This window comes from Syntrophomonas zehnderi OL-4 (genome assembly GCF_000983115.1).
Lineage (GTDB): Bacteria > Bacillota > Syntrophomonadia > Syntrophomonadales > Syntrophomonadaceae > Syntrophomonas_B > Syntrophomonas_B zehnderi.
Genome location: NZ_CGIH01000031.1, coordinates 33,159 through 55,611, shown reverse-complemented (window position 1 = coordinate 55,611; position 22,453 = coordinate 33,159). Strand labels below are relative to the sequence as shown.

Genomic DNA, 22,453 nt, shown 5'->3' with positions numbered 1-22,453 from the left:
GCGCCACTACTGATGTGAACTTCGTTCACTATTTTAAACTATTCGATTAACTCTATAATCCGCTGCCGCATATAGTCCAGCAAACTTCTGCCTTCCCGGACTCCTTCCAGGCGGTCGGAAAAACGATCCAGAAGTTCTAAGACTTGCTGGCCTCCGTTTTCTTCCTGGAGCAGCTCCAGTGGAGTTTTATCATCGAGTTCATGATGAGGGGTATGCAGCCAGCGTTCGGTTTCCTGATCCCGGACGGCATTGTACCAGATTTCCAGATATTCGGGCGGGGGAGCCTTACGGAGAAACCGGCTGTTAACCAAAGGCCAATCTTTTAAACCGGGAAAATAATCGCCCCCTATGCCATCCCAATTATCCAAATCTGCAAGGGTACTTACAAAGGTGACTGCATAATCTTCACCCAGACCGATGCGTTTATAAGGTGCGGGGTTTAGTATATCCTCGTACCAGCAGACATCCTCTATGTCATGCACGAATGTCAAACGATCTGAAGCAGCCAATTCGTTCTGGAGGGAAAGCCGTTGGGCTGTATCCAGTTTAAAGGTTCTTATGTCGTTAATGTGGATATGTCTCTTATGCTGGCAATGGTCAAACAGTCCATAGAGCAGGTCAGCGTTAGCTTTAAGCAATTCTGTTGTTGATCCCGGTATGAGTTTTTGCAGGTAGCTAAAGTGGGAGCTAAGATATTCAGCCTGCCCGTCATTATTAGGAATTATTAAGACCATGCCCGAAAATACATTGCCCTCAGTCAGTGCAACCAATCGTCCCAGCAACAACAAAGGGTTGGCGTTAAGATCTGCCGCAAACGTTTCCTTAAGTATAATGCTATATTCCTGACCGGTAAAAAGATCCCGTACCACAAGTCTGGTATCCCTGCTGTCGATCGCTTCATAAACCGAAAGATACGATTGGGATAGGGCCTGAAGGCATTCCTTCAGGGGTTGGGGCATATAATCAGCATGAGCCTGCCAGTAATCCTGGGCCAGGGTGAGTCCTGAATTGTCGGTCATATCAAACCATAGCCAATCAGAGAAAAGGGATTCATGATCGGTTTTAAGGTTATCTTCTGTAGAATAGCTCAGGAAACGCTGCTCTAAGTCTGAACTGATTTTTTTAATTTCCCGCTGGTAGATTGCTTCGAGTTTTAACTTTATCTCGGTAATCGTTTGGCTGTAACGGGAAAAAAGATCGCCTCCCGTGCCGTAATTAAGATCGATGCAGCAGTTTTTAAATTTCTTGCCGCTGCCGCAGGGGCAAGGATCATTGCGGCCAATTTTAGCTTTACTCATTAAATATAGCCTCCTTAACGGTTATTTTGACTCGCATTGTAAAAAAAGACGCAGATTACGCGGTCTACGCGGATCTTCGCGGCAACCTTGATTATGAACGCAGTTCATATCAGTAGTACCCGTAGGGTGATTTAACAGACACAGATAACACAGACCCTGCGGGCACAGATTAACACGGATTTTATCTTTAATTAACAAAACGCCAGCAACAGCATCATCGCATATGCTTGCCAAAACCCGGTAATTTGGACTAGGAGTATTGCCGAAATAGTCGTAACGGCAACCCTAATTATGAACGCAGTTCATATCAGTGGTATCCGATAGGGTGATGCTTTAGCCTCAGCAGGCAAGCCCATCCCTCACGCTTCACTTTTCCCCCTCGACAGGATTTAATATAACTTATCATACCTATTATACCGACTGCTATTCAAGCAGGCTGCCCGGAATTTTTATTTTTAAGCCCCCAGCCATCACCGATCCTGGAAAAGGTCGCCTTTTAATTGGGTAGGGAGGTACTCCGGCTAAGCCCGATAATAATGTGCTATAATATTTAATACTGGACTTTAGCCTAAGCAGAGACTATATCTGCTTATTAATTACTTTATGGGGGAGTGGGTTTTAGAAATGAATGCTGTCTATCACGCTACTTATTCCTGTACAGTGGATAGGAAGGGAACAGAACTTATAACCAGATGTGCCCTTATCAGTACCGACTATGAGGCCAGTGCCCAGCTTGCCGTTGACATCTATAATTTTAAAATTAACCACGTGGGTTGGGACATCTATAGAACCCCGGCCGGATATACGCTGATATCCCAGGACATACCGGAATTAAATGGGGTTGAAGCTTATTTTTATTCCGGCAGCCAGATCCGTCAGACGGTGGGCCAGGCAATGAACGGCATACCCCTGGAATTAATAACGGAATGCATAAGAGGGATAGGGCAGGCCGAGGCCTTTATTATCAAGGAACGGGGCTTTTCTTCACCAGAACAATTCGATGAGTATTGTTGTGAAATTGGCATAGACTCCTGCTATTATTACAGTAATTTAGATCTATTGGAGATGCCCTGGTCAGAGTACATGGGTGAACATTCCTATGCTCGGGATAAGGATTTATTCTACCGGCATAAGAATTATACCATTTTCAGCCAGCCTGATAACAGTTTATTAACGACTGCCAGCTTCGTTGATACATTTCATGAAATAGCTATGGTAACTACCCTTAATGAACAGGGACTAATTACAGAGTGTTCGGGCAGTTTTATGCGCAGTCCTGATAAGATATGCTATAAGACCTTGGAACTGCTGTCCCAACTTAAAGGGCAAAATTTGTCCGCAGCCAGTAAAAAAGAGATAGCCGGTTGGCTGGGTGGCTCCCTGGGCTGCACCCATCTATATGAAATGGCCTGCGATCTGGGCAAAACCCTGGCCGATTTCCAAAAATAAGCGAAGATCAGGCCGACCAAGGATCTTCGCCGGGCTGAAAAGAAGTAAGCCGCCGCATAATTGTACCCACTATTTACCTGAAAAGGCTCAATAGTGGGTATATTAGCGGTAACGGGGAATCATACGGTAAACCGGACTTTAACACAGCCTGACGTTTGTTGGTCTGTTGGCCCTATAGGCTGAACAATTCCGGGGTGCCACCGGTATGCAGGAACAGTACATTCTGATCCGGCCTGAAAAACCCTTTTGTAATCAGATCAATTAAACCGACCATAGCTTTGCCGGTGTATACCGGATCGAGCAGGACACCTTCCTTACGGGCTAAAAGTTTAATAACTTCCTGCACCCGCGGGTAAACAATGGTATAGCCTTCCCCGATATAGTCCGTAAAAATATTAAAATCCTCCGGCCGGGAAGCCGTCCATTCCAGTTGTTCTTCCACCTCATTAACGACTTTGAGTATTTCCCTATGGCACCATGCCAAATCTCCCCCTACACTGATGCCAATCACCCTGGTATCATCCGGATTGTTCTTCTGTCCCAGATGCAGACCGGCATAGGTAGTGCCGGTTCCAACCGCAGTTACTACCGCCGCAAAATCCTGCGGACTCTGGGCTTTAATTTCCGAGTAGGCTTGCATATAGGCGATAGCTCCCAAAGGTGTATGTCCCCCCGCCGGGATAACATAGGAGACCTTGCCGCGACGATGGTTTTCCTCTATCAGACGGGCTACTGCAGTTTCCACATCCCGATTCCTGACACAATAACAGTCAGCCCCCAGCAGGTGATCGAGCAGATAATTCCCCTGCATCTGTTCTGGTTCAGGGCCGATCAAAACCAACTGACACTCAAGGCCCAAAACAGCAGCTGCGGCGGCTGTTTGTCGGGCATGATTGGAGCTTACTGCCCCTATGGTGATGATTACCTCGGCTTTTTGTGCCAAGGCATCGGCCAGGATATATTCCAGCTTGCGTACCTTGTTGCCACCCAGGGCCAGCCCGGTCAGATCATCACGTTTGATATAAATCCGCGGCCCCTTTAAATAGGAAGATAAATTCTTTAATTCATGCAAGGGAGTCGGAAATTCCCCTAGATGAATTCGTTCAAGTTCGGATAGCATAAATAATTCTCCTTGTCTTTCTTTTTATTATAGCCTTAAAGACGACCAAGAAAATATCATCCTCAATCTAAGAATCTAAGCAGTGTTTCAAAAATGGAGCACTCCTTGATGGTGCAAAAGCGCATTAAATAGGGAATTTGAGAAGCATCTAATTATCTTTGTAACCAGCCTGAATCATTTTCGATAATTTATGCCATTATTTTATACAATATCCATTTGTTTTTATATTTATAATCCCATTTCATAATTTCAGTTTTGAAGCAAAACTGATTTTTTTTTGCAAACGCGGATGGAATTGCAACTCTTAACAATGATTCATAAATGCATCACCCCTAACCCGCAAAAAAATGGCATCTATATTGCTTTAAGTAAGGGCAACTGAAGACTTTGGGGTTATTAATTATAAGGGAGGTGAAAAGGCTTACCCAGCATTGGACTAAACCGGAGCAACGTTTGTCGTACAGATATACGCCGCACCCTGGCTTAGGAGGAGGATAAACATGACCTATGAGAATATTGTTTTCAATAAAGAAGCGGCTATAGCCAGCCTGTATATTAACCGTCCCCAGGCCCTTAATGCTCTTAATAAAGATACCTTAAATGAGATTCGTAGTGCTGTTATGACTGCTCAAACCGATCCGGAAATACAGGTACTAATTATCAGTGGGACGGGAGAGAAGGCCTTTGTGGCCGGTGCTGATATCGCTTATATGCAAAACCTAACGCCTGTAGAGGGACGGGCCTTCGGAGCTTTGGGGCAGGAGGTTTTTCGCAGTATTGAAACTATGGAAAAACCGGTAATAGCGGCTGTGAACGGATTTGCCTTAGGTGGGGGCTGCGAATTAGCTATGTGTTGTGATTTTCGTATTGCAGTACCGCAGGCGGTTTTCGGGCAACCGGAAGTTGGCTTAGGTATTATTCCCGGATTTGGGGGAACCCAACGTTTGCCCCGCCTGGTTGGGGCCGGTATGGCTAAACAACTAATTTATACAGGTGCCAACATCGATGCTCAGGAAGCATTACGTATCGGTTTAGTAAATCAGGTAGTGCCGGCCGCAACCTTGATCGACTATTCCTTCACCCTGGCCCAAAAGATCATCCGCCATGCTCCTCAAGCGGTGCGCTACGCAAAATTAGCCATCAATGAAGGCATGCAGACAGATATCGACCGGGCTATGACCTTAGAGGCTGATTTATTCGGGCTGTGTTTTTCTACCCATGATCAAACGGAAGGTATGACCGCCTTCCTGGAAAAACGTTCCCCCAACTACACGGGTCAATAATTATCCTGTATAAGTGTTGATTATATTAGAGCATAAAGATTTTACAATATCATACGGAGGTGCCAAATATGAATTTTGAATTAAATGATGAACAGATTATGTTTCGCAAAATGGTACGTGATTTTGCCGAAAATGAAGTAGCCCCCAGTGCCGCCACTAGGGATGAAGAAGAACGTTTTGATATGGAAATATTTTATCAGATGGGTGAACTGGGGATTTGCGGTATACCTTGGGACGAAGAATATGGCGGTGCAGGTGCCGATTATATCTTCTATGCCATAGCTGTTGAGGAACTCTCCCGGGTTTGTGCCTCTACCGGTGTTACCCTGTCTGCTCATACCTCCTTGTGCAGTTGGCCGATTTACCGCTTTGGAACGCATGAACAAAAAATGAAATATTTAAAACCCCTGGCTGAAGGAATTCAACTGGGTGCCTTCGGAATAACCGAACCTTCGGCTGGTTCTGATGCCGGCGGTACAAAATGCACCGCTAAAAAAGATGGCAACAGCTATATCCTAAACGGAACCAAGATATTTATAACCAATGCTTTTTATGCCGATACCTATATAGTAATCGCCCGTACCGGGCCGAAAGAGTTGGGTTCCAAAGGTATCAGTGCCTTCATAGTTGAAAAAGATACCCCGGGATTTAGTTTCGGAAAAAAGGAAAAGAAGATGGGGATAAAATCTTCCGCCACCTATGAGCTGGTTTTTGAAGATTGCCGTATTCCTGCGGAAAATCTGCTGGGTAAGGAGGGGGAAGGTTTTAAAATCGGCATGATGATATTAGATGGCGGTCGCACCGGCATCGCCGCCCAGGCTTTGGGTATTGCCCAGGGTGCTTATGAGTATGCCTTGGATTATGCCCGGCAAAGGGTGCAGTTTGGCAAACCTATTTCCGAGCTTCAATCGGTGCGTTTTAAGCTAGCCGATATGGCCACCCAGATTGAAGCCGCTCGTCTGCTGGTCTACCAGGCGGCTTATATGGAATCCAACGATATTCCTTACGGGAAAGCCAGTGCCATGGCGAAAGTGTTTGCCGGTGATACCGCTATGGCAGTCACGACCGAAGCGGTGCAAATCTTGGGGGGATATGGTTATACCCGGGAGTATCCTGTGGAAAGAATGATGCGTGATGCCAAGATAACGCAGATTTATGAGGGAACCAACGAAATTCAAAGGGTAGTTATCGCCAATAGTATACTTAGATAGTCCTTTTGATAATGGGGAAGAAGTTTGTTACCATATGATAAGGTGGTTTTCTATCGGCAAAGATAAGCCGAAATCAAAAAAAACTTGATTTGTTAGGCCCCTTTGCTCTGAATCCCGCCTAAATGCAGATTCTATTTACTAAGGTTTCATAAGAATGTAGAAATCCATGAAATATAGAAGCTAAGCAAGTGAAAGAACAAAAAATGGAGAGGTGGTAATAGTATGCAGGAAGTAGTTATCGCGAGTGCTTGCCGGACAGCCATAGGATCATTTGGTGGAACTTTAAAAGATACCCCGGTGGTAGAGTTAGGCAGTATCGTTATGCAAGAGGCATTAAAAAGAGCCGGGTTAAAAGGTGAACAACTTGACGAAGTTATCTTCGGCTGTGTCCTTCAGGCAGCCCAAGGACAAAACGTGACCCGCCAAGCCATGATTAAGGCTGGTATCCCCCAAGAAATTACCGGTTTTACCATTAACAAGGTCTGTGCTTCCGGACTGCGCTCCGTAAGTTTGGCCGCCCAGATTATCAAGGCCGGGGATGCCGATGTTATTTTAGCCGGTGGCATGGAAAACATGAGCTCGGCACCTTTTGCTTTAGACAAGGCTCGCTACGGATACCGGATGGGGGAAGGCAAACTCATTGACTGCATGATTAAAGACGGTCTGTGGGAAGCCTTTAACAATTATCACATGGGTATAACAGCGGAAAACATCAATGAACAGTATGGTATTACCCGGGCCGAACAGGACGAATTCGGATTCAGCAGCCAGCAAAAAGCAGCCGCCGCTATAGCTGCAGGACGCTTCAAAGATGAAATCGTTCCCGTGGTTATTAAAACGAAAAAGGGTGAGGTCGTTTTTGATACCGATGAATATCCTAAACAGACCACCCTGGATAAAATGGCATCTTTAAAGCCGGCTTTTAAAAAAGAAGGCAGTGTAACGGCAGCCAATGCTTCCGGTATAAACGACAGCGCCGCGGCACTCGTTGTGATGTCGAAGGAAAAAGCTGATGAGTTAGGGATCAAGCCCTTGGCGAAGATTATCAGCTATGCTTCCGGCGGAGTCGATCCCAAGGTTATGGGTTTAGGCCCGATACCGGCCAGCCGTAAAGCACTAGCTAAGGCGGGTTTGACTATAGATGATATCGATCTTATTGAAGCCAATGAAGCCTTTGCGGCTCAGTCCATAGCTGTGGCTCGGGATTTGGGGTTTGCCGATAAAATGGAGCGGGTCAATGTCAATGGCGGTGCTATAGCTTTGGGCCACCCGATCGGTTCTTCGGGAGCCCGTATACTGGTTACACTGTTATATGAAATGCAAAAAAGGCAATCCAAATTAGGGCTTGCAACTCTATGTATAGGAGGCGGCATGGGAGCTGCCATGATCGTGGAACGTTTATAGCCAAGCTATATGATTATGGAAGGCGTTCGCCTCGTTGTCCCCTGATATATACTGTATTTCCAAACTTCTTTCTGGAGAAAGGCCAGTAAAAGGGCCTGTTGCTACAATATTAGACGCAAAGGGATGATTGTATGAATCAAGTTTGGATGGATGAATACCAAGAAAAATTAGCTACTGCCGCTGAAGCAGTTAAGTGTATTAAATCTGGAGATTGGGTGGAGTATGCCTTTGGGGTCTGTTGTGCCAATGAGGTTGATGCTGCTTTAGCCCAACGCAAAGATGAGCTTCGGGATGTGAAGATACGTTGTGATATCGGGGCTTACCGGCATTATACCGCGGAAGCTGACCCCAGCGGGGAGCATTTTGTTTGGAATAGTTGGCATGTAGCCGCTCAGGACAAAAAATTCATTGGCAAAAACCTGTACTACGTTCCGATGAAATTTCACGAAAACCCTATGATTACCCGGCGGGATGCAGCACCTCCTAACGTATTGGTAGTTATGGTAAGTCCTATGGACAGGCATGGCTACTTTAACTTCGGAGCCGGGGCGCCCTCTACCTGGGCAGCCATGGAAAAAGCCCAGTATATTATCGTAGAAGTAAACCAAAATATCCCCCGTTGTCTGGGGGGCAACCAGGAATGTGTGCATATTTCCCAAGTGGATTATGTAGTGGAGAGCCAAAATAACCCCATAATGGTCTTGGAATCATCTGAGCCTAATGAGGTGGAAGTCAAAATCGCTGCCCACATATTAAATCGCATGTATGACGGTAACTGTGTGCAGTTGGGGATCGGGGGAACCCCGAATGCCGTGGGCAGCATGGTAGCAGAATCCGATCTCAAGGACTTAGGCGTTCATACCGAAATGTATGTCGATGCTTATGTTAAGATGGCTAAAGCAGGTAAAATCAACGGTTCCCGCAAAAATATTGATAAATACAAGCAGGTTTACTCGTTTGCCATGGGCAGCCAGGAACTATATGATTACATCGATGATAACCCTGGGTTAGCCGCCTATTCGGTTGATTATACGAATGATCCGCGTATTATAGCTCAAATCGATGATTTCGTTTCCATTAATGCCTGCATAGAGGTCGACCTATTTGGCCAAGTATGTGCTGAAAGTGTAGGCACCCGGCATATTAGCGGTACCGGAGGACAGCTTGACTTTGTGGAAGGGGCATACAAATCTAAAAATGGACAAAGTTTTATTTGTCTGCCCTCCACCATTACCGTAAATGGTGAGGTGAAATCAAGGATCAAACCTATTTTAAGCCCCGGTGCTATCGTTACCGACCCTAGAACGGCTGTACATATGCTCGTGACAGAATTTGGGGTTGCTAATATGAAGGGCAAGAGTACCTGGGAAAGGGCGGAAGCATTGATTTCCATAGCACACCCTGATTTCCGGGAGGAATTGATTAAAGAGGCCGAACAGATGAATATCTGGAGAAGGAGCAACCGAGTCGAGGGTTCATTTAGTTCATCAATTTGATCCGGCCAGTGCGGAAAAAAACAGGTTGCCAAGGCTTAGAACCTAAAAAAATTAATCGCAATTATTAGCGCCTAAACTAAGGAGGTAGTTAGGATGGAATTTAAAAAAGTTGCCGTTTTAGGAGCAGGGACAATGGGTTTAGGTATTGCCCAGGTTATGGCCCAGAGCGGCTATGATGTAGTTTTATACGAAATTGACAAAGCCATTGCCGATAAGGCGGTCGTTAAGATCGGAAAACTTGCCGCCCGTAATATTGAAAAAGGTAAGGCCCCGGAAGGCTCAGACAAGATCATTTTATCAAGGATCAAAACCACGGCTAATTTACAGGATGTGGCCGATTGCGATTTGGTTATTGAAGCTATAATTGAAAATATGGAGATCAAAAAAAAGGTCTATCAGCAATTGGATGTCACCTGTAAACCGGAAACGATCCTGGCTTCAAATAGTTCATCTCTTAGTTTGACTGAGATTGCCGCCGCCACCGCCCGGCCCCAGCAAGTTGTAGGCATGCATTTTTTCAATCCGGCTCAGGTTATGCAGCTGGTAGAGGTCATTCCGGCATTGCAAACCAGCGAAGAAGTAGTCCAGGCGATCATGGAACTATGTGTTAAGACAGGGAAAAAGCCCATACGGGTTAAAGAAGGTCCGGGTTTTGTCGTAAACCGGATCTTGATACCGGGTATGAATGAGGCAGCCTTTATCCTCCAGGAAGGGCTAGCCACTGTAGAGGATATCGATACGGCCATGAAGTTGGGTGCCAACTGGCCGATGGGGCCTTTTGCCCTATGCGATCTGGTCGGGGCCGATGTCACTTTAGCGATCTGCGATACCCTTTATAATGAAACCGGTGATCCTAAATATCGAGCCAGCTCGGTATTGAAAAACCAGGTGCGGGCCGGATATCTGGGTAAAAAAACCGGTCGAGGTTTTTATAACTATAATGCTTAATCACTCTTAAAAACTGTATTATCGTTTAGTTATTCCCATTTATATACTCCTTTCCAACAGCCTGCCCTGACAGGGGGAATGTGGTCGTTTCCTTGACCCAGCACTCCGGCTGACTGCCATTTCCCCTGGCCCACAGGGCACAACTGCGAAAAAAGTAAGGAGTAAGGGGTGAGGAGGATGGGGATTCCCTGCTTCCCACCGGAAGCTAAAGCTTTACCCTATCGGGTACTGATAATATGGACTTCGTTCATAATTAGGGTTGCCGCTACGGCTGTTTTACCAAAAGATCCCAGTCCAAGTTACCGGGTTTTCTCAAGCATATGTGATGATGCTGTAGATATCGTATTGTTAGTTAAAGAATAATTCAAACGACCAAAGGTCGCTCCCACAAATGGCCGGGTCACAATTAAGGTTGCTGATTAAATCCGCGCTATCTGCGTCTATTTAATCTGCGGCATATTTTCCGGCTTTGCGCAAATACGTGGCCTGACTTACCCCTAACGCCTCTGCGGCCTCCCGGGAATTTTTATATTTTTGGCTGGCCCTGTCAATTAACATTTTCTCAATTTTCTCATTGGCTTCTCTTAACGTTATATCTGGTTCCAGGCTAACGTAGTAGCCGCCGCTTGTAGAGGTATGTTCAACATGGGTTACGTCACTAATTTCAATGAATTCTGAATCAGACACGATTGCCATTCGTTCCACCATATTTTGTAGTTCTCTAACGTTTCCCGGCCAATCGTAATCATGGAGCCATTTTTTAACTTCCAGACTAAACTGTTTGTTTAACCCGTATTTGGTATTAAACCTTCGCAGGAATATCTCCGCCAGTGGCAAGATTTCGTCCCGGCGTTCACTTAAGGAGGGCACATGGATAGGCACGACACAAAGCCGGTAGTATAAATCCTCGCGGAATTTGCCTTGTTTGAGCAGTTCATCGATGGGTTGATTAGTAGCCGAGATTATCCGGCACTTAAGGTGAATCGTTGATGTGCCTCCTACCCGGCGGAATTCTCCTTCCTGCAGTATCTGCAGGAACTTTGCCTGAAGAGATATAGGCAGTTCAGTAATTTCATCTAAAAAAACACTGCCTTCGCCGGCTAATTCCAACAAACCCGGTTTGCCCTGCTTCCTGGCTCCGGTAAAGGCACCTTCTTCATAACCAAATATCTCCGATTCGAACAGGTTATCCGGTATAGCTGCGCAATTAATCTGGATAAAAGGATGTGGAGCTCTTATTCCTAATTCATGAATCTTGCTGGCAACTAATCCTTTGCCCACCCCGGATTTGCCGGTTATAAAAACGGCACTGTCAACCTGGCTTACCTTTTTCACCATATCAAAGACGTATTTCATTTGGGAGTTTTGGGAATAGTACACGTTTGTTTCAATTTTTTTGGTTAATTGTTGTTGATAGAGATTACGCAGGTAGGCCTCCTTTTCCAGCTCATTTCTCAGCCGTTTCATTTCGGTTATATCCCGGGAGGTATAGACGATATACTTGATTTCCCCTTGAGCATTGAGAATAGGTTTGGTAGTAATAAAAAGTCGGCGGCGTAATCGGGTGATCATTTCGAAATTAACGGATTGTTTGCTTAGCAGGAATTCCTTTAATTCTGTAAGTTCGATGGGCTTTAATTCAACGTAGTAGCCCTCATCAACCAACCTGGGGATGCTCTTGCCGATTATTTCATCGGGTGTAGCAAACTCGAGCAGGGCATGACTTTTGTTAATCATGATGACGTTGCTTTGTTCATCGGTTACTAAAACCCCATCACTTACGAAATCAATGATGGTGCGGAGTTCATCGATGCGGGTTATCTGATTATACGTTGTTAGTTCTTCGTTTGGCATAAAACCCCCCCTGTGGCCAGCCATATTGCGATATATATCACATATTAAGTTTAATCGTCTAGGGACATTTTGGCAACCGACCGAAGGGACATATTTGCAGTTAGAGATGGCAGGACTTGCACTTTGTTGTCCTTATTAAGTAGAATTAGATCTAGATTAAATCGTTATCGTCTCAGTTTTAAGATACATATATTAAGGAGGTCAGCCTGTGTCGATAAATAGTTTGCCTAGTGTGTATGATCCTAAGGACGTGGAGGCAAAATGGTATTCATTCTGGAAAAGCCGCAACTATTTTGCCCCTGATAATGATAGAAGCAAAGAAACCTTTACAATTGTAATGCCGCCCCCCAATGTAACCGGACAATTACACCTGGGGCATGCGTTGGATAATACCCTGCAGGATATCCTGACTCGCTGGCGCAGGATGCAGGGCTATCGAACTCTATGGCTGCCCGGAACCGATCACGCCGGAATTGCAACCCAAGCCAAGGTGGAAGAAGCGTTAGCACAGGAAGGTTTAAGTCGCCATGATCTCGGGCGGGAGAAATTTTTGGATAGGGTCTGGGAATGGAAACATTTATATGGCGGTCGTATTACCCAGCAGCTCAGCTTAATGGGGTCATCCTGCGACTGGAGCCGGGAGCGTTTTACGATGGATGAGGCTTGTTCCCGGGCGGTAAGGGAAGTCTTCGTGAATCTGTTTGAAAAAGGTTTGATCTATCAGGGCAATTATATAACTAATTGGTGTCCCAAATGCCAAACGGCTATTTCAGATATTGAGGTGGAACACGAGGATAGTGACGGCTACCTGTGGCATATCAAATACCCGGTGGAGGATTCAGACGAGTATCTGGTCATAGCCACCACCCGGCCGGAAACTATGCTGGGGGATACCGGTGTGGCCGTGCATCCTGATGATGAACGCTACACTCATTTGCTGGGCAAAAATGTTGTACTGCCTTTAGTCGGGCGTAAAATACCGGTTTTTGCTGATGAATACGTGGATCGTGAATTTGGCACCGGGGCGGTTAAAGTAACCCCGGCCCATGACCCTAATGACTTTGATATGGGTCTGCGCCATCACCTGGAACAGTTGGTGGTAATAAATCCGGACGGTACCATGAGTGCAGCAACCGGTCCATTTGCAGGCATGGATCGCTATGCTTGCCGTAAGGAGATTGTCGAGAGGCTTAAGGCTGATGGCAGCCTGCTAAAAATCGATGATCATCGCCACGCGGTGGGGCATTGCCAACGCTGTGATACCGTTATTGAGCCTTTGATTTCCAAGCAGTGGTTTGTTAAGATGAAACCCCTGGTTAAACCGGCCGTTGAAAAAGTTTTAAATGGAGAGATTCGTTTCGTCCCGGAACGGTTTACCAAAATCTACGTTAGCTGGATGGAAAACATTCGGGATTGGTGTATTTCCCGCCAGTTATGGTGGGGACACCGGATTCCGGTCTGGTATTGTCAGGATTGCGGTGAGATTATCTGCAGCAAGGCTGACCCGGATATATGTCCGGCCTGTTCCTCCAGTCAACTTCAGCAGGATGAAGATGTTCTGGACACCTGGTTCTCGAGTGCCCTTTGGCCTTTCTCTACCCTGGGCTGGCCAGAGGACACAGATGATATGGCAGATTTTTACCCAACCAGTGTGTTGGTAACCGGACGTGATATTATATTCTTCTGGGTGGCCCGGATGATCTTCTCCGGGATTGAACACACCGGACAGGTTCCTTTTCATGAAGTCAATATCCATGGCTTGATCCTGGATGGTCAGGGACGCAAGATGAGCAAATCGTTGGGCAATGGGATTGATCCCATTGAAGTCATCGAAAAATATGGGGCGGATACCCTGCGCTTTTCCATGATAACTGGGGTGACCCCCGGCAATGACGTACGTTTCCACTGGGACAAGGTGGAAAACAGCCGCAATTTTGCCAATAAGATCTGGAACGCTTCCCGTTTTGTGCTGATGAATCTGGAAGGCATGGCAGCAATCGAAATTAATGCCGATGAGCTTACCTTGGCGGATCGCTGGATTCTATCCCGCTTCAACCTAAAAGCTGAAGAAACCACCCGCTTGTTGGAGCGTTATGACCTAGGTGAAGCAGCCAAGGGTTTGTATGAATTTATCTGGGATGAGTATTGTGACTGGTATATCGAACTGACCAAGCCCCGGCTGACCAACTCCGCCAGCCTGCGTGAAAAACAGGTAGCCCAAAAGGTTTTGCGTGATGTGCATATGGGGATATTAAGATTACTGCATCCATTTATGCCTTTTATAACTGAAGAAATATATCAACAGCTGCCGGGTCATCAAGAAAGCATCATGATTGATCCCTGGCCGCTTAAGGACGAAAAACAGATCTGGCCGGAGGCGGTGGAGGGAATGCAGGCAATTATGGCTGTAACCCGTGCCTTACGCAATATCAGAGCCGAATTCAACATCAGCCCGGCCGCTTCCATAAATACTATTATGCTGGTGGAAAACGCTGCTAATTGGGACTTGTTTAAAAACTATGGCCGATATATAGAAGCCATGGCCAAAACGCAACTGGAAATGGTTGCCAATATGGATGTAAAGCCCCGCCAAGCGGTATCGGCTTTAACTAACGTGGCCGAAATATATGTTCCGCTGGAAGGGGTAATCGATGTTGGCAAGGAGATTGGCCGTTTAAAAAAGGATCTTAAGCAAGTAGAAGCTGACCTGGCCAGAACTGAAGGCAAACTGAATAATTCGGCATTTTTAGCCAAAGCCCCGCCTGACGTGATAGCTAAAGAAAAGGCCAAGGCCCAGGAAGCAATTAGCAGGAAGGAAGGTATAGAGCAACGTTTACAGATCTTTCAGGCATAATTACGGAGCAATTGCAGCGCATATCAGCACCTGGCAGCAGGCCTGGCCTTAAAAGAATCAACGATCTTTTAAGTCTGCTGGCCCAACCGCAACAAAACCTGCCGGTGGTACATATTGCCGGCACCAATGGTAAAGGTTCAACTTCCCTGATGGTTGCAGATATTTTAAGTATAGCAGGTTATCGGGTGGGGCGATTTAATTCGCCCCATCTGCATTCCTACACAGAACGTTATGCAATTAACGGACAGGAGATTACCCAGGGTACTTTAAAATATTACCTGGATCAGATTGAAGCTTTAATTCCGATACTACTGCTGGAGAATGGTGATCAGCCGACCGAGTTTGAAATCCTTACTGCCCTGGCTTTCCTTTACTTTCGAGATCAGCAGGTAGATATAGCGGTTTTGGAAGTAGGCATGGGAGGTTTATATGACTCAACTAACATCGTTAATCCGGAAGTGGCAGTAATAACCAGCATAGATTATGATCATACTGATTATCTCGGTAATACTATAGAAGAGATAGCTATGAACAAAGCCGGGATCATCAAACCGGGTGTGCCTGTGGTATTAGGTGAAGTATGTGCAGCGGCCCAAGATGTTGTTAAGAAACAGGCTGCCCGATTTGATGCTCCTATCACTATGTCCCATGAAGTTCAGGTTACGAGAATCCAGCCGCCTGACTTGCAAGGCCAGTATATTAATCTAAAATCGCGGCATTTTAATCTAAAAAGACAGTTTTTTGCCTTGCTGGGTGATTACCAGCTTAATAACCTGGCTGCTGCCATAAGCACGATAGAAGTATTAATCGACCGGGGCTACCGGGTAGAAGAAAAATGCCTGGTTAGAGCACTGGCACATTTTAAGCTGGCCGGTCGTTTGGAGATACTCCAAAAAAAACCTCTGGTTATTGGCGATGCAGCCCACAATCCTCACGGAACCCGGGCTTTGGCAAAATCTTTGCAGGAGCTTTGCCCGCAGCAAAAAAGAGTTCTGGTGTGCGGTATGTTGGATGACAAGGATATAGAAGCCAGTCTAGGTGTTTTAAAAGATCAGACCCGGGCAGTGGTTGTGACCAGACCGGCGGGCGAACGCAGTCAGAACTGGCAGCAAACGGCGACTTTATTAAGACAGATTTATACTTCCTCAAACGTTTACGCAGTTGAGAGTATCACCGCAGCAGTCAGAAAGGGTTTGGAAATATTGGAAAATGAAGAGTATTTATTGATCACAGGTTCATTTTATGTCCTTGATGAAGCCGGGAGCCTTTTCACGAATAGTTAACATTTTATTAACAATTCACTAATAAAAAGATTGCTATAATTAAAACGAAGATACGTATACAATTAGGAGGAATAAGTTTGGGCATCAAGTTAAAGCCCCAAAACGAACGTTTTTTTGATTATTTTGAAGACAGTGCCGAAGCTATATGTGAAGCGGCTCACATTCTCAAGGCATTCTTTGAGAATCAGGGAGATCCGGCTATGAATCTGGACAGAATAAACGAGGTGGAACATCACGGAGATAGGATCTATGTTAAAACGATCGAACGCATCAACAGCTCGTTCATAACACCCTTTGACCGTGAAGATATTTTAAAGCTCGCCCAGGAATTAAACCGGGTGCTGGATCATATCCAGGGTACCATGGAAAAAGTAGTTATTTATAAAGCCGGGCGGCCTAAGGAAAAGTTTGTGCTGGAAATGGTCAATGTTTTAGAAGAAGCTGCCGAAGAGATCAAGACGGCAGTAGTATGTTTGAGGGACATCCGGGATAATCACCAGGATATTATTGAATCCTGTGAAAAGATTCGGGCTTTTGAGCACGATGGCGACGATCTCTACCGGGCAGGTATAGCCCGTCTTTTCGAAAAGACCGATAATGTAGTTGAGATAATCAAATGGAAAGAAATATATGAGCATTTGGAGACTACCCTGGATTATTGTGAAAGTGTAAGTAACGTCATTAAGGGAGTCGCCGTAAAATATGTTTAGCTTCTACTGGATAGTTGCTATTGTCTTGCTGGGATTGGCTTTTGACTATATCAATGGATTCCACGATACCGCCAATGCCATCGCCACCTCAGTATCAACCAAAGCACTAAGCCCCCGTACAGCCATCGTAATAGCTGCCGTCCTTAATTTCCTGGGTGCTTTAAGCGGCACTGCAGTCGCCGCAACCATAGGCAAGGGAATTATAAATCCGGAGGTGGTTACCCCTGAGGTTATAGTCGCTGCCTTGATTGGGGCTATATTCTGGAATCTCTTTACATGGCTTTTTGGAATCCCGAGCAGTTCTTCCCATGCCTTGATAGGCGGTCTGATCGGCGCAGCGATTGCCGGTTTTGGGCCTCAGGAAGTAAATTGGTTGGGTTTTTTTAAGATTTTTTCCGGCTTACTGGCTTCGCCTGTTATCGGACTTATAGCCGGAAGCGTAGTAATGACCATTTTATTCTGGCTCTTTAAAAACTCCTCACCTGCCAAAACCAACCGCCAGTTTAGACACTTACAAATCGTTACCGCATGTATGGCTTCGTTTGCCCACGGATCCAACGATGCCCAGAAATCAATGGGTATTATCACCATGAGTCTTTTTAGTGCCGGCATGATTAGCAGCTTCTCAGTTCCGCTGTGGGTTAAAATTGCCTGCGCCCTGGCGATGGCACTGGGTACTGCTTTCGGTGGCTGGAGAATCATCCGTACCATGGGAGGGAAGATATTCAGAATTGAACCCATCAATGGATTCGCAGCGGATTTTACCTCGGCCATGGTTATTTTCGGAGCCAGTAAATTAGGTATTCCGGTCAGCACTACCCATATTGTATCTTCTTCGATTATGGGTGTCGGTGCCGCCAAAAGGCTAAAAGGTGTACGCTGGAATATTGCCCGCCAAATAATTATCGCCTGGTTTGTAACCATTCCTTCAGCGGCGGTGGTAGCGGTAGTATTTTATCGCTTGATTGCAGGTTTCATTCTGTAAGAAAGTGATTTTTACGTTTAATTGATGGCTTTAGCTTACATAAAAATCAAACCAAAAGATCCTCCCCTGCCTGTTTGCCCTTTTACTCGTTGGAAAAGGGTTTTTTATGTGCAAATATTTGATGCATTTTTCACAAGTAATGTATAATGGATTTAATCTTTTATTCTAAGATAAAAAACAATATTTGCAGCATTAGAAGAAAACTTGCAATGAAAGTGTTGATAGTTAAGTAGATTATCTGATCCAAAAGGAGTTGGAAGTTTTGAAGGTCTACAAGATTCCCGAAGCTACGGTAATGAGATTATCTATTTACTCGCGTTACCTTCATCAACTGATTGATGAAGGGGTAGATACGGTATCGTCTGGTGAGATAGCTGCCGGGGTTGGGGTAGGTTCTGCTCAAGTGCGCAAAGATCTGGCTTATTTTGGAGAATTTGGAACACGCGGAGTAGGTTATAAAGTGGAGGAACTTTATGGTTATTTAATTAAAATACTGGGGCTTGACCAGCAGTGGAATGTAATTATTGTCGGGGCGGGTAAATTAGGATCCGCACTGGCGCTGTATCAGGGATTTAAAGACCGTGGGTTTTCGGTCTGCGCTATTTTGGATAATGACCCGGGTAGAATCGGACAAAAACTTGGTGAAACAACGATCGAACCACTGGAACAGATGGATCAAAGGATTAAGGAGCATAATATTAAAGTAGGCATTGTTACGGTTCCGGCTCAGGTGGCTCAGGAGGTAACCGACAGGTTAATTACGGCCGGGGTTACCGCTATATTAAATTTTTCTCCTAAAGTTCTGCGGGTGCCGCATGAAGTTACCCTGCGCAATGTTGATTTATCCGTTAATTTGGAAGTTTTGAGTTTTAATCTGGCCCTTAACAGTTAAGTTAGGATGCCGGGGGACGTCCTTGTTTTTAAACAAGGGGAATGCTACACTTGAAAAAATATATGCTGGAGGTAGTATTTTGACGAATAGGAGTCGTACTTACCCCGGCTGGCAGTTGTTATTATTGCTTCTGGCTTTGGGTGGAATTATTGGGGGTTGGATAGGGGACGCTATTATTAAATTATGGCCGGGCCTTTCCATATTAGGAAGGGTGCAAAGTGTTGGACTACCTACCTTTACGATGGATTTGCACGTATTTACATTAAGCTTTGGCTTCATGTTAAATATTAATTTTTTTACTATCCTGGGTTTTATATTGGCATGGTTGTTTTACAAAAGACTTTAATAAAATAAGGAAATTTTGACCAGAGGACGCAGATTTTTATGATTAAGCTTTTATAATAAAAAAAGAAAATTGCCTAATCATAATTATCTGCGTAAATCAGTGGCAAAAAGACTATGAGGGATAACATATGCAGGAAATAATTCTGGCTTCGGCATCGCCGCGACGCAAGCAATTACTTGAACAGGTAGGGCTTGAATTCAGCTGTATGACAGCCGATGTCGATGAGGAAGCCTTTTATAATCTTCATCCCGGGGATCTGGTAAAAAAATTGGCCTGGCAAAAAGCCCAGGCGGTGGCAGGGCGAACTGAACAGAATATCATTATAGCAGCCGACACCGTGGTTGTTCTGGATGATGTAATCATGGGAAAACCACTTGATCGGGAGGATGCCCGGCAAAAACTAACCCTGCTAAGCGGCAGGGAGCACCAGGTGATGACGGGAATCTGTGTTGTCAATCAGCAGAATGAAAGTCACTCAACTGAATTTGAGGTTACCAAAGTGTGGTTTCGCCACCTGTCAAACGGTGAAATTCAGGGTTACCTGGATTGCGGCGAATGGGTGGACAAAGCTGGAGGTTATGGTATACAAGGACTGGGAGCCTTGCTGATCGAAAAAATAGATGGCTGTTACTTTAATGTAGTTGGACTACCTTTAAGCAAACTATACCAGCTCTTGTATAAACAAGGCGTTTATTTACTGGGAGGGGAAGCGCCGAATGGAGTACAGGGTTGGAATTAAAGAAATGCCAGTCGGGATGCGCCCTCGGGAAAAAATGCAGGCTCGGGGAGAAGCATATATATCTGATGAAGAACTGCTGGCAATTATTCTGGGCAATGGCACTAAAAACCTAAGTGCCCTGGATCTGGCTCGGCAGTTATTGGTTACTTACGATGGCCTGCGCAATCTTAGAGAAGCCAGTCTGGAGGATATAACCAGGATTAAAGGTATCGGGCCGGCTAAAGCCGTAAGCATTAAAGCCGCTATTGAACTGGGGCGCAGAACAGCCATGGATGTAAAAATCCGTGATTACGTTAATTCTCCGGCAGATGTGAGCCGGCTGTTGATGGAAGAGATGCGTTACCACGATCGGGAACATTTTTGTGCAATGTACCTGGATCGCAAAGGTGGGTTGTTGATCAAGGAAGAGGTGTCGGTCGGTGGCCTGTCAAGCTCTATCGTTCATGCCCGGGAGGTTTTTAAGACGGCTGTCAAATGCAGCGCAGCTTCCATAATATTAGTTCACAACCATCCCAGTGGTGATCCGACTCCCAGCCGCGAAGATGTAGATATCACGCGTCGCCTGGTTGAAGCAGGCAATATAATGGGAATTGATGTACTTGATCATTTAATCATCGGGCAGGATAAATACTGCAGCCTGAAAGAAAAGGGTTTAATTTAATCTAAGGAGGACACAAAACAGTGGTTTTTGGAAAAGATATGGGCATAGATTTAGGAACAGCTAATACCCTGGTGCATGTTAAAGGTAAAGGGGTGGTATTAAGAGAACCTTCCGTTGTAGCGATACAGAATAATACCGGAAAGGTCTTATCAGTCGGGGAAGAAGCCAAACAGATGATTGGCAGAACACCGGGCAATATCGTGGCCATTCGTCCCATGAAGGATGGTGTAATCGCTGATTTTGATGTCACCCAGGCTATGTTGAAGTACTTTATTAATAAAGCCCTGGAGTCTAAAAGCCCCTTTGTCAAACCGCGGGTGGTTATTAGTATACCTACCGGATGTACCACGGTGGAGGAAAGGGCAGTTCGGGAAGCGGCTCTTGCGGGGGGAGCCAAGGAAGCTTATCTGATTGAGGAACCTATGGCCGCTGCTATTGGTGCGGGTCTACCGGTTCATGAACCAACCGGCAACATGATCGTTGACATTGGCGGCGGTACTACCGAGGTGGCAGTAATTTCCCTGGGAGGCGTAGTAACAGCCAAATCAGTACGGGTAGCCGGAGACAATATGGATAATGCCATTATTAATCATTTAAAAAAGACCTATAACCTGCTGATTGGGGAACGAACTGCTGAAAACATTAAAACGAGCATTGGATCGGCACTGTGGGAAGGAACCGAAGAGTATTATGATGTGCGGGGACGGGATTTGGTATCCGGTCTGCCTAAAACTATAGAGGTTTCTTCTGAGGAAATTCAAATGGCACTCAAGGAAACGGTTGACCAAATACTGGACGGAATTAAGGTATGTCTGGAAAAAACCCCGCCGGAACTAGCGGCCGACATCATGGATCGCGGAATCGTCATGGCCGGCGGAGGAGCCCTTTTGCGCGGTCTGGATAAAATAATCAGCCAGGAAACCCATATGCCGGTATACGTATGTGATGATCCTTTATTGGCGGTTGCCCGCGGAACTGGAGCCGTGCTGGAAAACATTGAAGAACTAAAAAAGATGCTGGTTTCCATGAAAAAAACACTATAACCAGGTGAGAAACTTGATTAAGTTAATAAAAAAAAAGAGTTTTTGGATTGTTTTAGGAGTAACCATCGTGCTTTTAGCAACCATGCGATATACCTCCAGTACCAGGGCTGAAATTACGGTGGCGGAAAAACTGCTCCGGGATAGCTACGCGCCTCTTCAGAGCGGCCTGAACGAAATGAGAAGGGGTATTAATGGGCTCGGGTTGCATTTTGCTGAAAAAAAGAATATGAACGCCAAAATTAAACAACTTAACCGCGAAAAGGCCCAACTCACTATGGAAAACCAGCGTCTTCAAGAATACGAAGCGGAAACCCTAAGATTGCGAAAACTGCTCAATTTTGGAGAAGAAAACAAGGAGCAGTTTGGTTTGGAGTATGCCCGGGTTATTGCCCGCAGTCCTAATAACTGGTTTAAAGTAATTACGATTGATAAAGGGGCAGAGGATGGCATCGCCCAAGGAATGCCGGTTATCAGTCCTGATGGGCTGGTCGGCAGGATCAGCAATACCAGTCAACATTCAGCCCAGGTCACGCTTATAACCGATCGTGAAATGGCAGTAGGAGTTATATTGCAGGATTCCCGGGAAACCCGGGGTATTATTGAAGGAACCGGGGATTCTTACAGTTTGGCTATGATAAACATCCCCTATTATGCCAAAGTTAAAAAAGGAGAGAAGGTTATCACTTCAGGATTGTCTGAGTTTTATCCCAAAGGGATTCAAATCGGTACTATCCAATCAGTCAAAAGGGAGTCCAACGGCTTATTGTTATCTGCTACCGTAAAACCAGCTGTTCAATTCGATAAACTGGAGGAAGTGATGGTGATTGCCAAGTACAATCCTGTATCTGAATCCGGAATTAATGAAGGGGAGTAAACC

The 22,453-nt window shown here is 45.5% G+C and carries 19 protein-coding genes; 16 read left to right on the top strand and 3 right to left on the bottom strand.

What is annotated here, in order from left to right; all coding sequences use genetic code 11:
- Positions 1–38: 38 nt before the first annotated feature.
- Entirely contained in the window at positions 39–1,298 is a 1,260-nt protein-coding gene (locus tag AAV90_RS15415; protein ID WP_046498225.1) for an MbcA/ParS/Xre antitoxin family protein, read from the bottom strand.
- A 603-nt stretch (positions 1,299–1,901) separates the two neighbouring features.
- Here AAV90_RS15415 and AAV90_RS09435 point away from each other — a divergent pair.
- Complete coding sequence (locus AAV90_RS09435; RefSeq protein ID WP_084691540.1) at positions 1,902–2,747, top strand: DUF2889 domain-containing protein; 846 nt, start codon at positions 1,902–1,904, stop codon at positions 2,745–2,747.
- A gap of 172 nt (positions 2,748–2,919) precedes the next feature.
- Here AAV90_RS09435 and AAV90_RS09430 read toward each other — a convergent pair whose 3' ends face one another.
- A complete protein-coding gene (locus AAV90_RS09430; protein ID WP_046498220.1) occupies positions 2,920–3,867 on the bottom strand; it encodes a 1-aminocyclopropane-1-carboxylate deaminase/D-cysteine desulfhydrase in 948 nt (315 codons plus the stop codon).
- Between the two features lie 500 nt (positions 3,868–4,367).
- On the opposite strand from AAV90_RS09430, the gene AAV90_RS09425 reads away from it, so the two are divergent.
- The 5 genes from AAV90_RS09425 to AAV90_RS09405 all read left to right on the top strand — a co-directional run bounded on the left by AAV90_RS09425 (position 4,368) and on the right by AAV90_RS09405 (position 10,209).
- A complete protein-coding gene (locus AAV90_RS09425; RefSeq protein WP_046498217.1) occupies positions 4,368–5,150 on the top strand; it encodes an enoyl-CoA hydratase-related protein in 783 nt (260 codons plus the stop codon).
- A 68-nt stretch (positions 5,151–5,218) separates the two neighbouring features.
- The gene (locus AAV90_RS09420; protein ID WP_046498215.1) at positions 5,219–6,361 is read left to right on the top strand and encodes an acyl-CoA dehydrogenase; all 1,143 of its coding nucleotides are present in this window, start codon (positions 5,219–5,221) and stop codon (positions 6,359–6,361) included.
- A gap of 222 nt (positions 6,362–6,583) precedes the next feature.
- Entirely contained in the window at positions 6,584–7,765 is a 1,182-nt protein-coding gene (locus tag AAV90_RS09415; protein ID WP_046498212.1) for an acetyl-CoA C-acetyltransferase, read from the top strand.
- Positions 7,766–7,896: 131 nt separating this feature from the next.
- Positions 7,897–9,261 carry an acetyl-CoA hydrolase/transferase family protein gene (locus AAV90_RS09410; RefSeq protein WP_242847525.1) on the top strand — a complete coding sequence of 455 codons (1,365 nt, stop codon included), beginning with the start codon at positions 7,897–7,899 and terminating at the stop codon, positions 9,259–9,261.
- A gap of 93 nt (positions 9,262–9,354) precedes the next feature.
- Entirely contained in the window at positions 9,355–10,209 is an 855-nt protein-coding gene (locus tag AAV90_RS09405; RefSeq protein ID WP_046498209.1) for a 3-hydroxyacyl-CoA dehydrogenase family protein, read from the top strand.
- 444 nt (positions 10,210–10,653) lie between these two features.
- Here AAV90_RS09405 and AAV90_RS09395 read toward each other — a convergent pair whose 3' ends face one another.
- On the bottom strand, positions 10,654–12,063 hold the full coding sequence (locus AAV90_RS09395) for a sigma-54 interaction domain-containing protein (protein WP_046498204.1): 1,410 nt from the start codon (positions 12,061–12,063) through the stop codon (positions 10,654–10,656).
- Between the two features lie 208 nt (positions 12,064–12,271).
- Between AAV90_RS09395 and AAV90_RS09390 the strand changes: the two genes are divergently transcribed.
- From AAV90_RS09390 to mreC, 10 genes are all read left to right on the top strand, one after another.
- Positions 12,272–14,917: a valine--tRNA ligase gene (locus AAV90_RS09390; protein WP_046498202.1), complete on the top strand. Its 2,646-nt coding sequence runs from the start codon at positions 12,272–12,274 to the stop codon at positions 14,915–14,917.
- Positions 14,918–14,928: 11 nt separating this feature from the next.
- Positions 14,929–16,200 carry a bifunctional folylpolyglutamate synthase/dihydrofolate synthase gene (locus tag AAV90_RS09385; RefSeq protein ID WP_052729709.1) on the top strand — a complete coding sequence of 424 codons (1,272 nt, stop codon included), beginning with the start codon at positions 14,929–14,931 and terminating at the stop codon, positions 16,198–16,200.
- Positions 16,201–16,277: 77 nt separating this feature from the next.
- On the top strand, positions 16,278–16,910 hold the full coding sequence (locus AAV90_RS09380; protein WP_046498197.1) for a DUF47 domain-containing protein: 633 nt from the start codon (positions 16,278–16,280) through the stop codon (positions 16,908–16,910).
- Positions 16,903–17,895, top strand: coding sequence for an inorganic phosphate transporter (locus AAV90_RS09375; protein ID WP_046498195.1), 993 nt, complete (start codon positions 16,903–16,905; stop codon positions 17,893–17,895). Before AAV90_RS09380 ends, AAV90_RS09375 begins: the two co-directional genes overlap by 8 nt.
- 262 nt (positions 17,896–18,157) lie before the next feature.
- Positions 18,158–18,787: a redox-sensing transcriptional repressor Rex gene (locus AAV90_RS09370; RefSeq protein WP_046498192.1), complete on the top strand. Its 630-nt coding sequence runs from the start codon at positions 18,158–18,160 to the stop codon at positions 18,785–18,787.
- A gap of 79 nt (positions 18,788–18,866) precedes the next feature.
- Positions 18,867–19,133 carry a DUF4321 domain-containing protein gene (locus tag AAV90_RS09365; RefSeq protein ID WP_242847524.1) on the top strand — a complete coding sequence of 89 codons (267 nt, stop codon included), beginning with the start codon at positions 18,867–18,869 and terminating at the stop codon, positions 19,131–19,133.
- A 127-nt stretch (positions 19,134–19,260) separates the two neighbouring features.
- Positions 19,261–19,872: a Maf family protein gene (locus AAV90_RS09360; protein WP_046498189.1), complete on the top strand. Its 612-nt coding sequence runs from the start codon at positions 19,261–19,263 to the stop codon at positions 19,870–19,872.
- On the top strand, positions 19,850–20,533 hold the full coding sequence (gene radC / locus AAV90_RS09355) for a RadC family protein (RefSeq protein ID WP_046498187.1): 684 nt from the start codon (positions 19,850–19,852) through the stop codon (positions 20,531–20,533). The genes AAV90_RS09360 and radC overlap by 23 nt, the downstream gene beginning before the upstream one ends.
- A gap of 20 nt (positions 20,534–20,553) precedes the next feature.
- Positions 20,554–21,576: a rod shape-determining protein gene (locus tag AAV90_RS09350; RefSeq protein ID WP_278279302.1), complete on the top strand. Its 1,023-nt coding sequence runs from the start codon at positions 20,554–20,556 to the stop codon at positions 21,574–21,576.
- Between the two features lie 13 nt (positions 21,577–21,589).
- Positions 21,590–22,450, top strand: coding sequence for a rod shape-determining protein MreC (gene mreC, locus AAV90_RS09345; protein ID WP_157609534.1), 861 nt, complete (start codon positions 21,590–21,592; stop codon positions 22,448–22,450).
- Positions 22,451–22,453 lie beyond the last annotated feature (3 nt).

Coding starts and splice junctions, on each gene's coding strand:
- AAV90_RS09360 (WP_046498189.1), top strand. CDS start 19,261: ATGCAGGAAATAATTCTGGCTTCGGCATCGCCGCGACGCAAGCAATTA.
- radC (WP_046498187.1), top strand. CDS start 19,850: ATGGAGTACAGGGTTGGAATTAAAGAAATGCCAGTCGGGATGCGCCCT.
- AAV90_RS09395 (WP_046498204.1), bottom strand. CDS start 12,063: ATGCCAAACGAAGAACTAACAACGTATAATCAGATAACCCGCATCGAT.
- AAV90_RS09425 (WP_046498217.1), top strand. CDS start 4,368: ATGACCTATGAGAATATTGTTTTCAATAAAGAAGCGGCTATAGCCAGC.
- AAV90_RS09415 (WP_046498212.1), top strand. CDS start 6,584: ATGCAGGAAGTAGTTATCGCGAGTGCTTGCCGGACAGCCATAGGATCA.
- AAV90_RS09435 (WP_084691540.1), top strand. CDS start 1,902: ATGGGGGAGTGGGTTTTAGAAATGAATGCTGTCTATCACGCTACTTAT.
- AAV90_RS09405 (WP_046498209.1), top strand. CDS start 9,355: ATGGAATTTAAAAAAGTTGCCGTTTTAGGAGCAGGGACAATGGGTTTA.
- AAV90_RS09420 (WP_046498215.1), top strand. CDS start 5,219: ATGAATTTTGAATTAAATGATGAACAGATTATGTTTCGCAAAATGGTA.
- AAV90_RS15415 (WP_046498225.1), bottom strand. CDS start 1,298: ATGAGTAAAGCTAAAATTGGCCGCAATGATCCTTGCCCCTGCGGCAGC.
- AAV90_RS09430 (WP_046498220.1), bottom strand. CDS start 3,867: ATGCTATCCGAACTTGAACGAATTCATCTAGGGGAATTTCCGACTCCC.
- AAV90_RS09410 (WP_242847525.1), top strand. CDS start 7,897: ATGAATCAAGTTTGGATGGATGAATACCAAGAAAAATTAGCTACTGCC.
- AAV90_RS09375 (WP_046498195.1), top strand. CDS start 16,903: ATGTTTAGCTTCTACTGGATAGTTGCTATTGTCTTGCTGGGATTGGCT.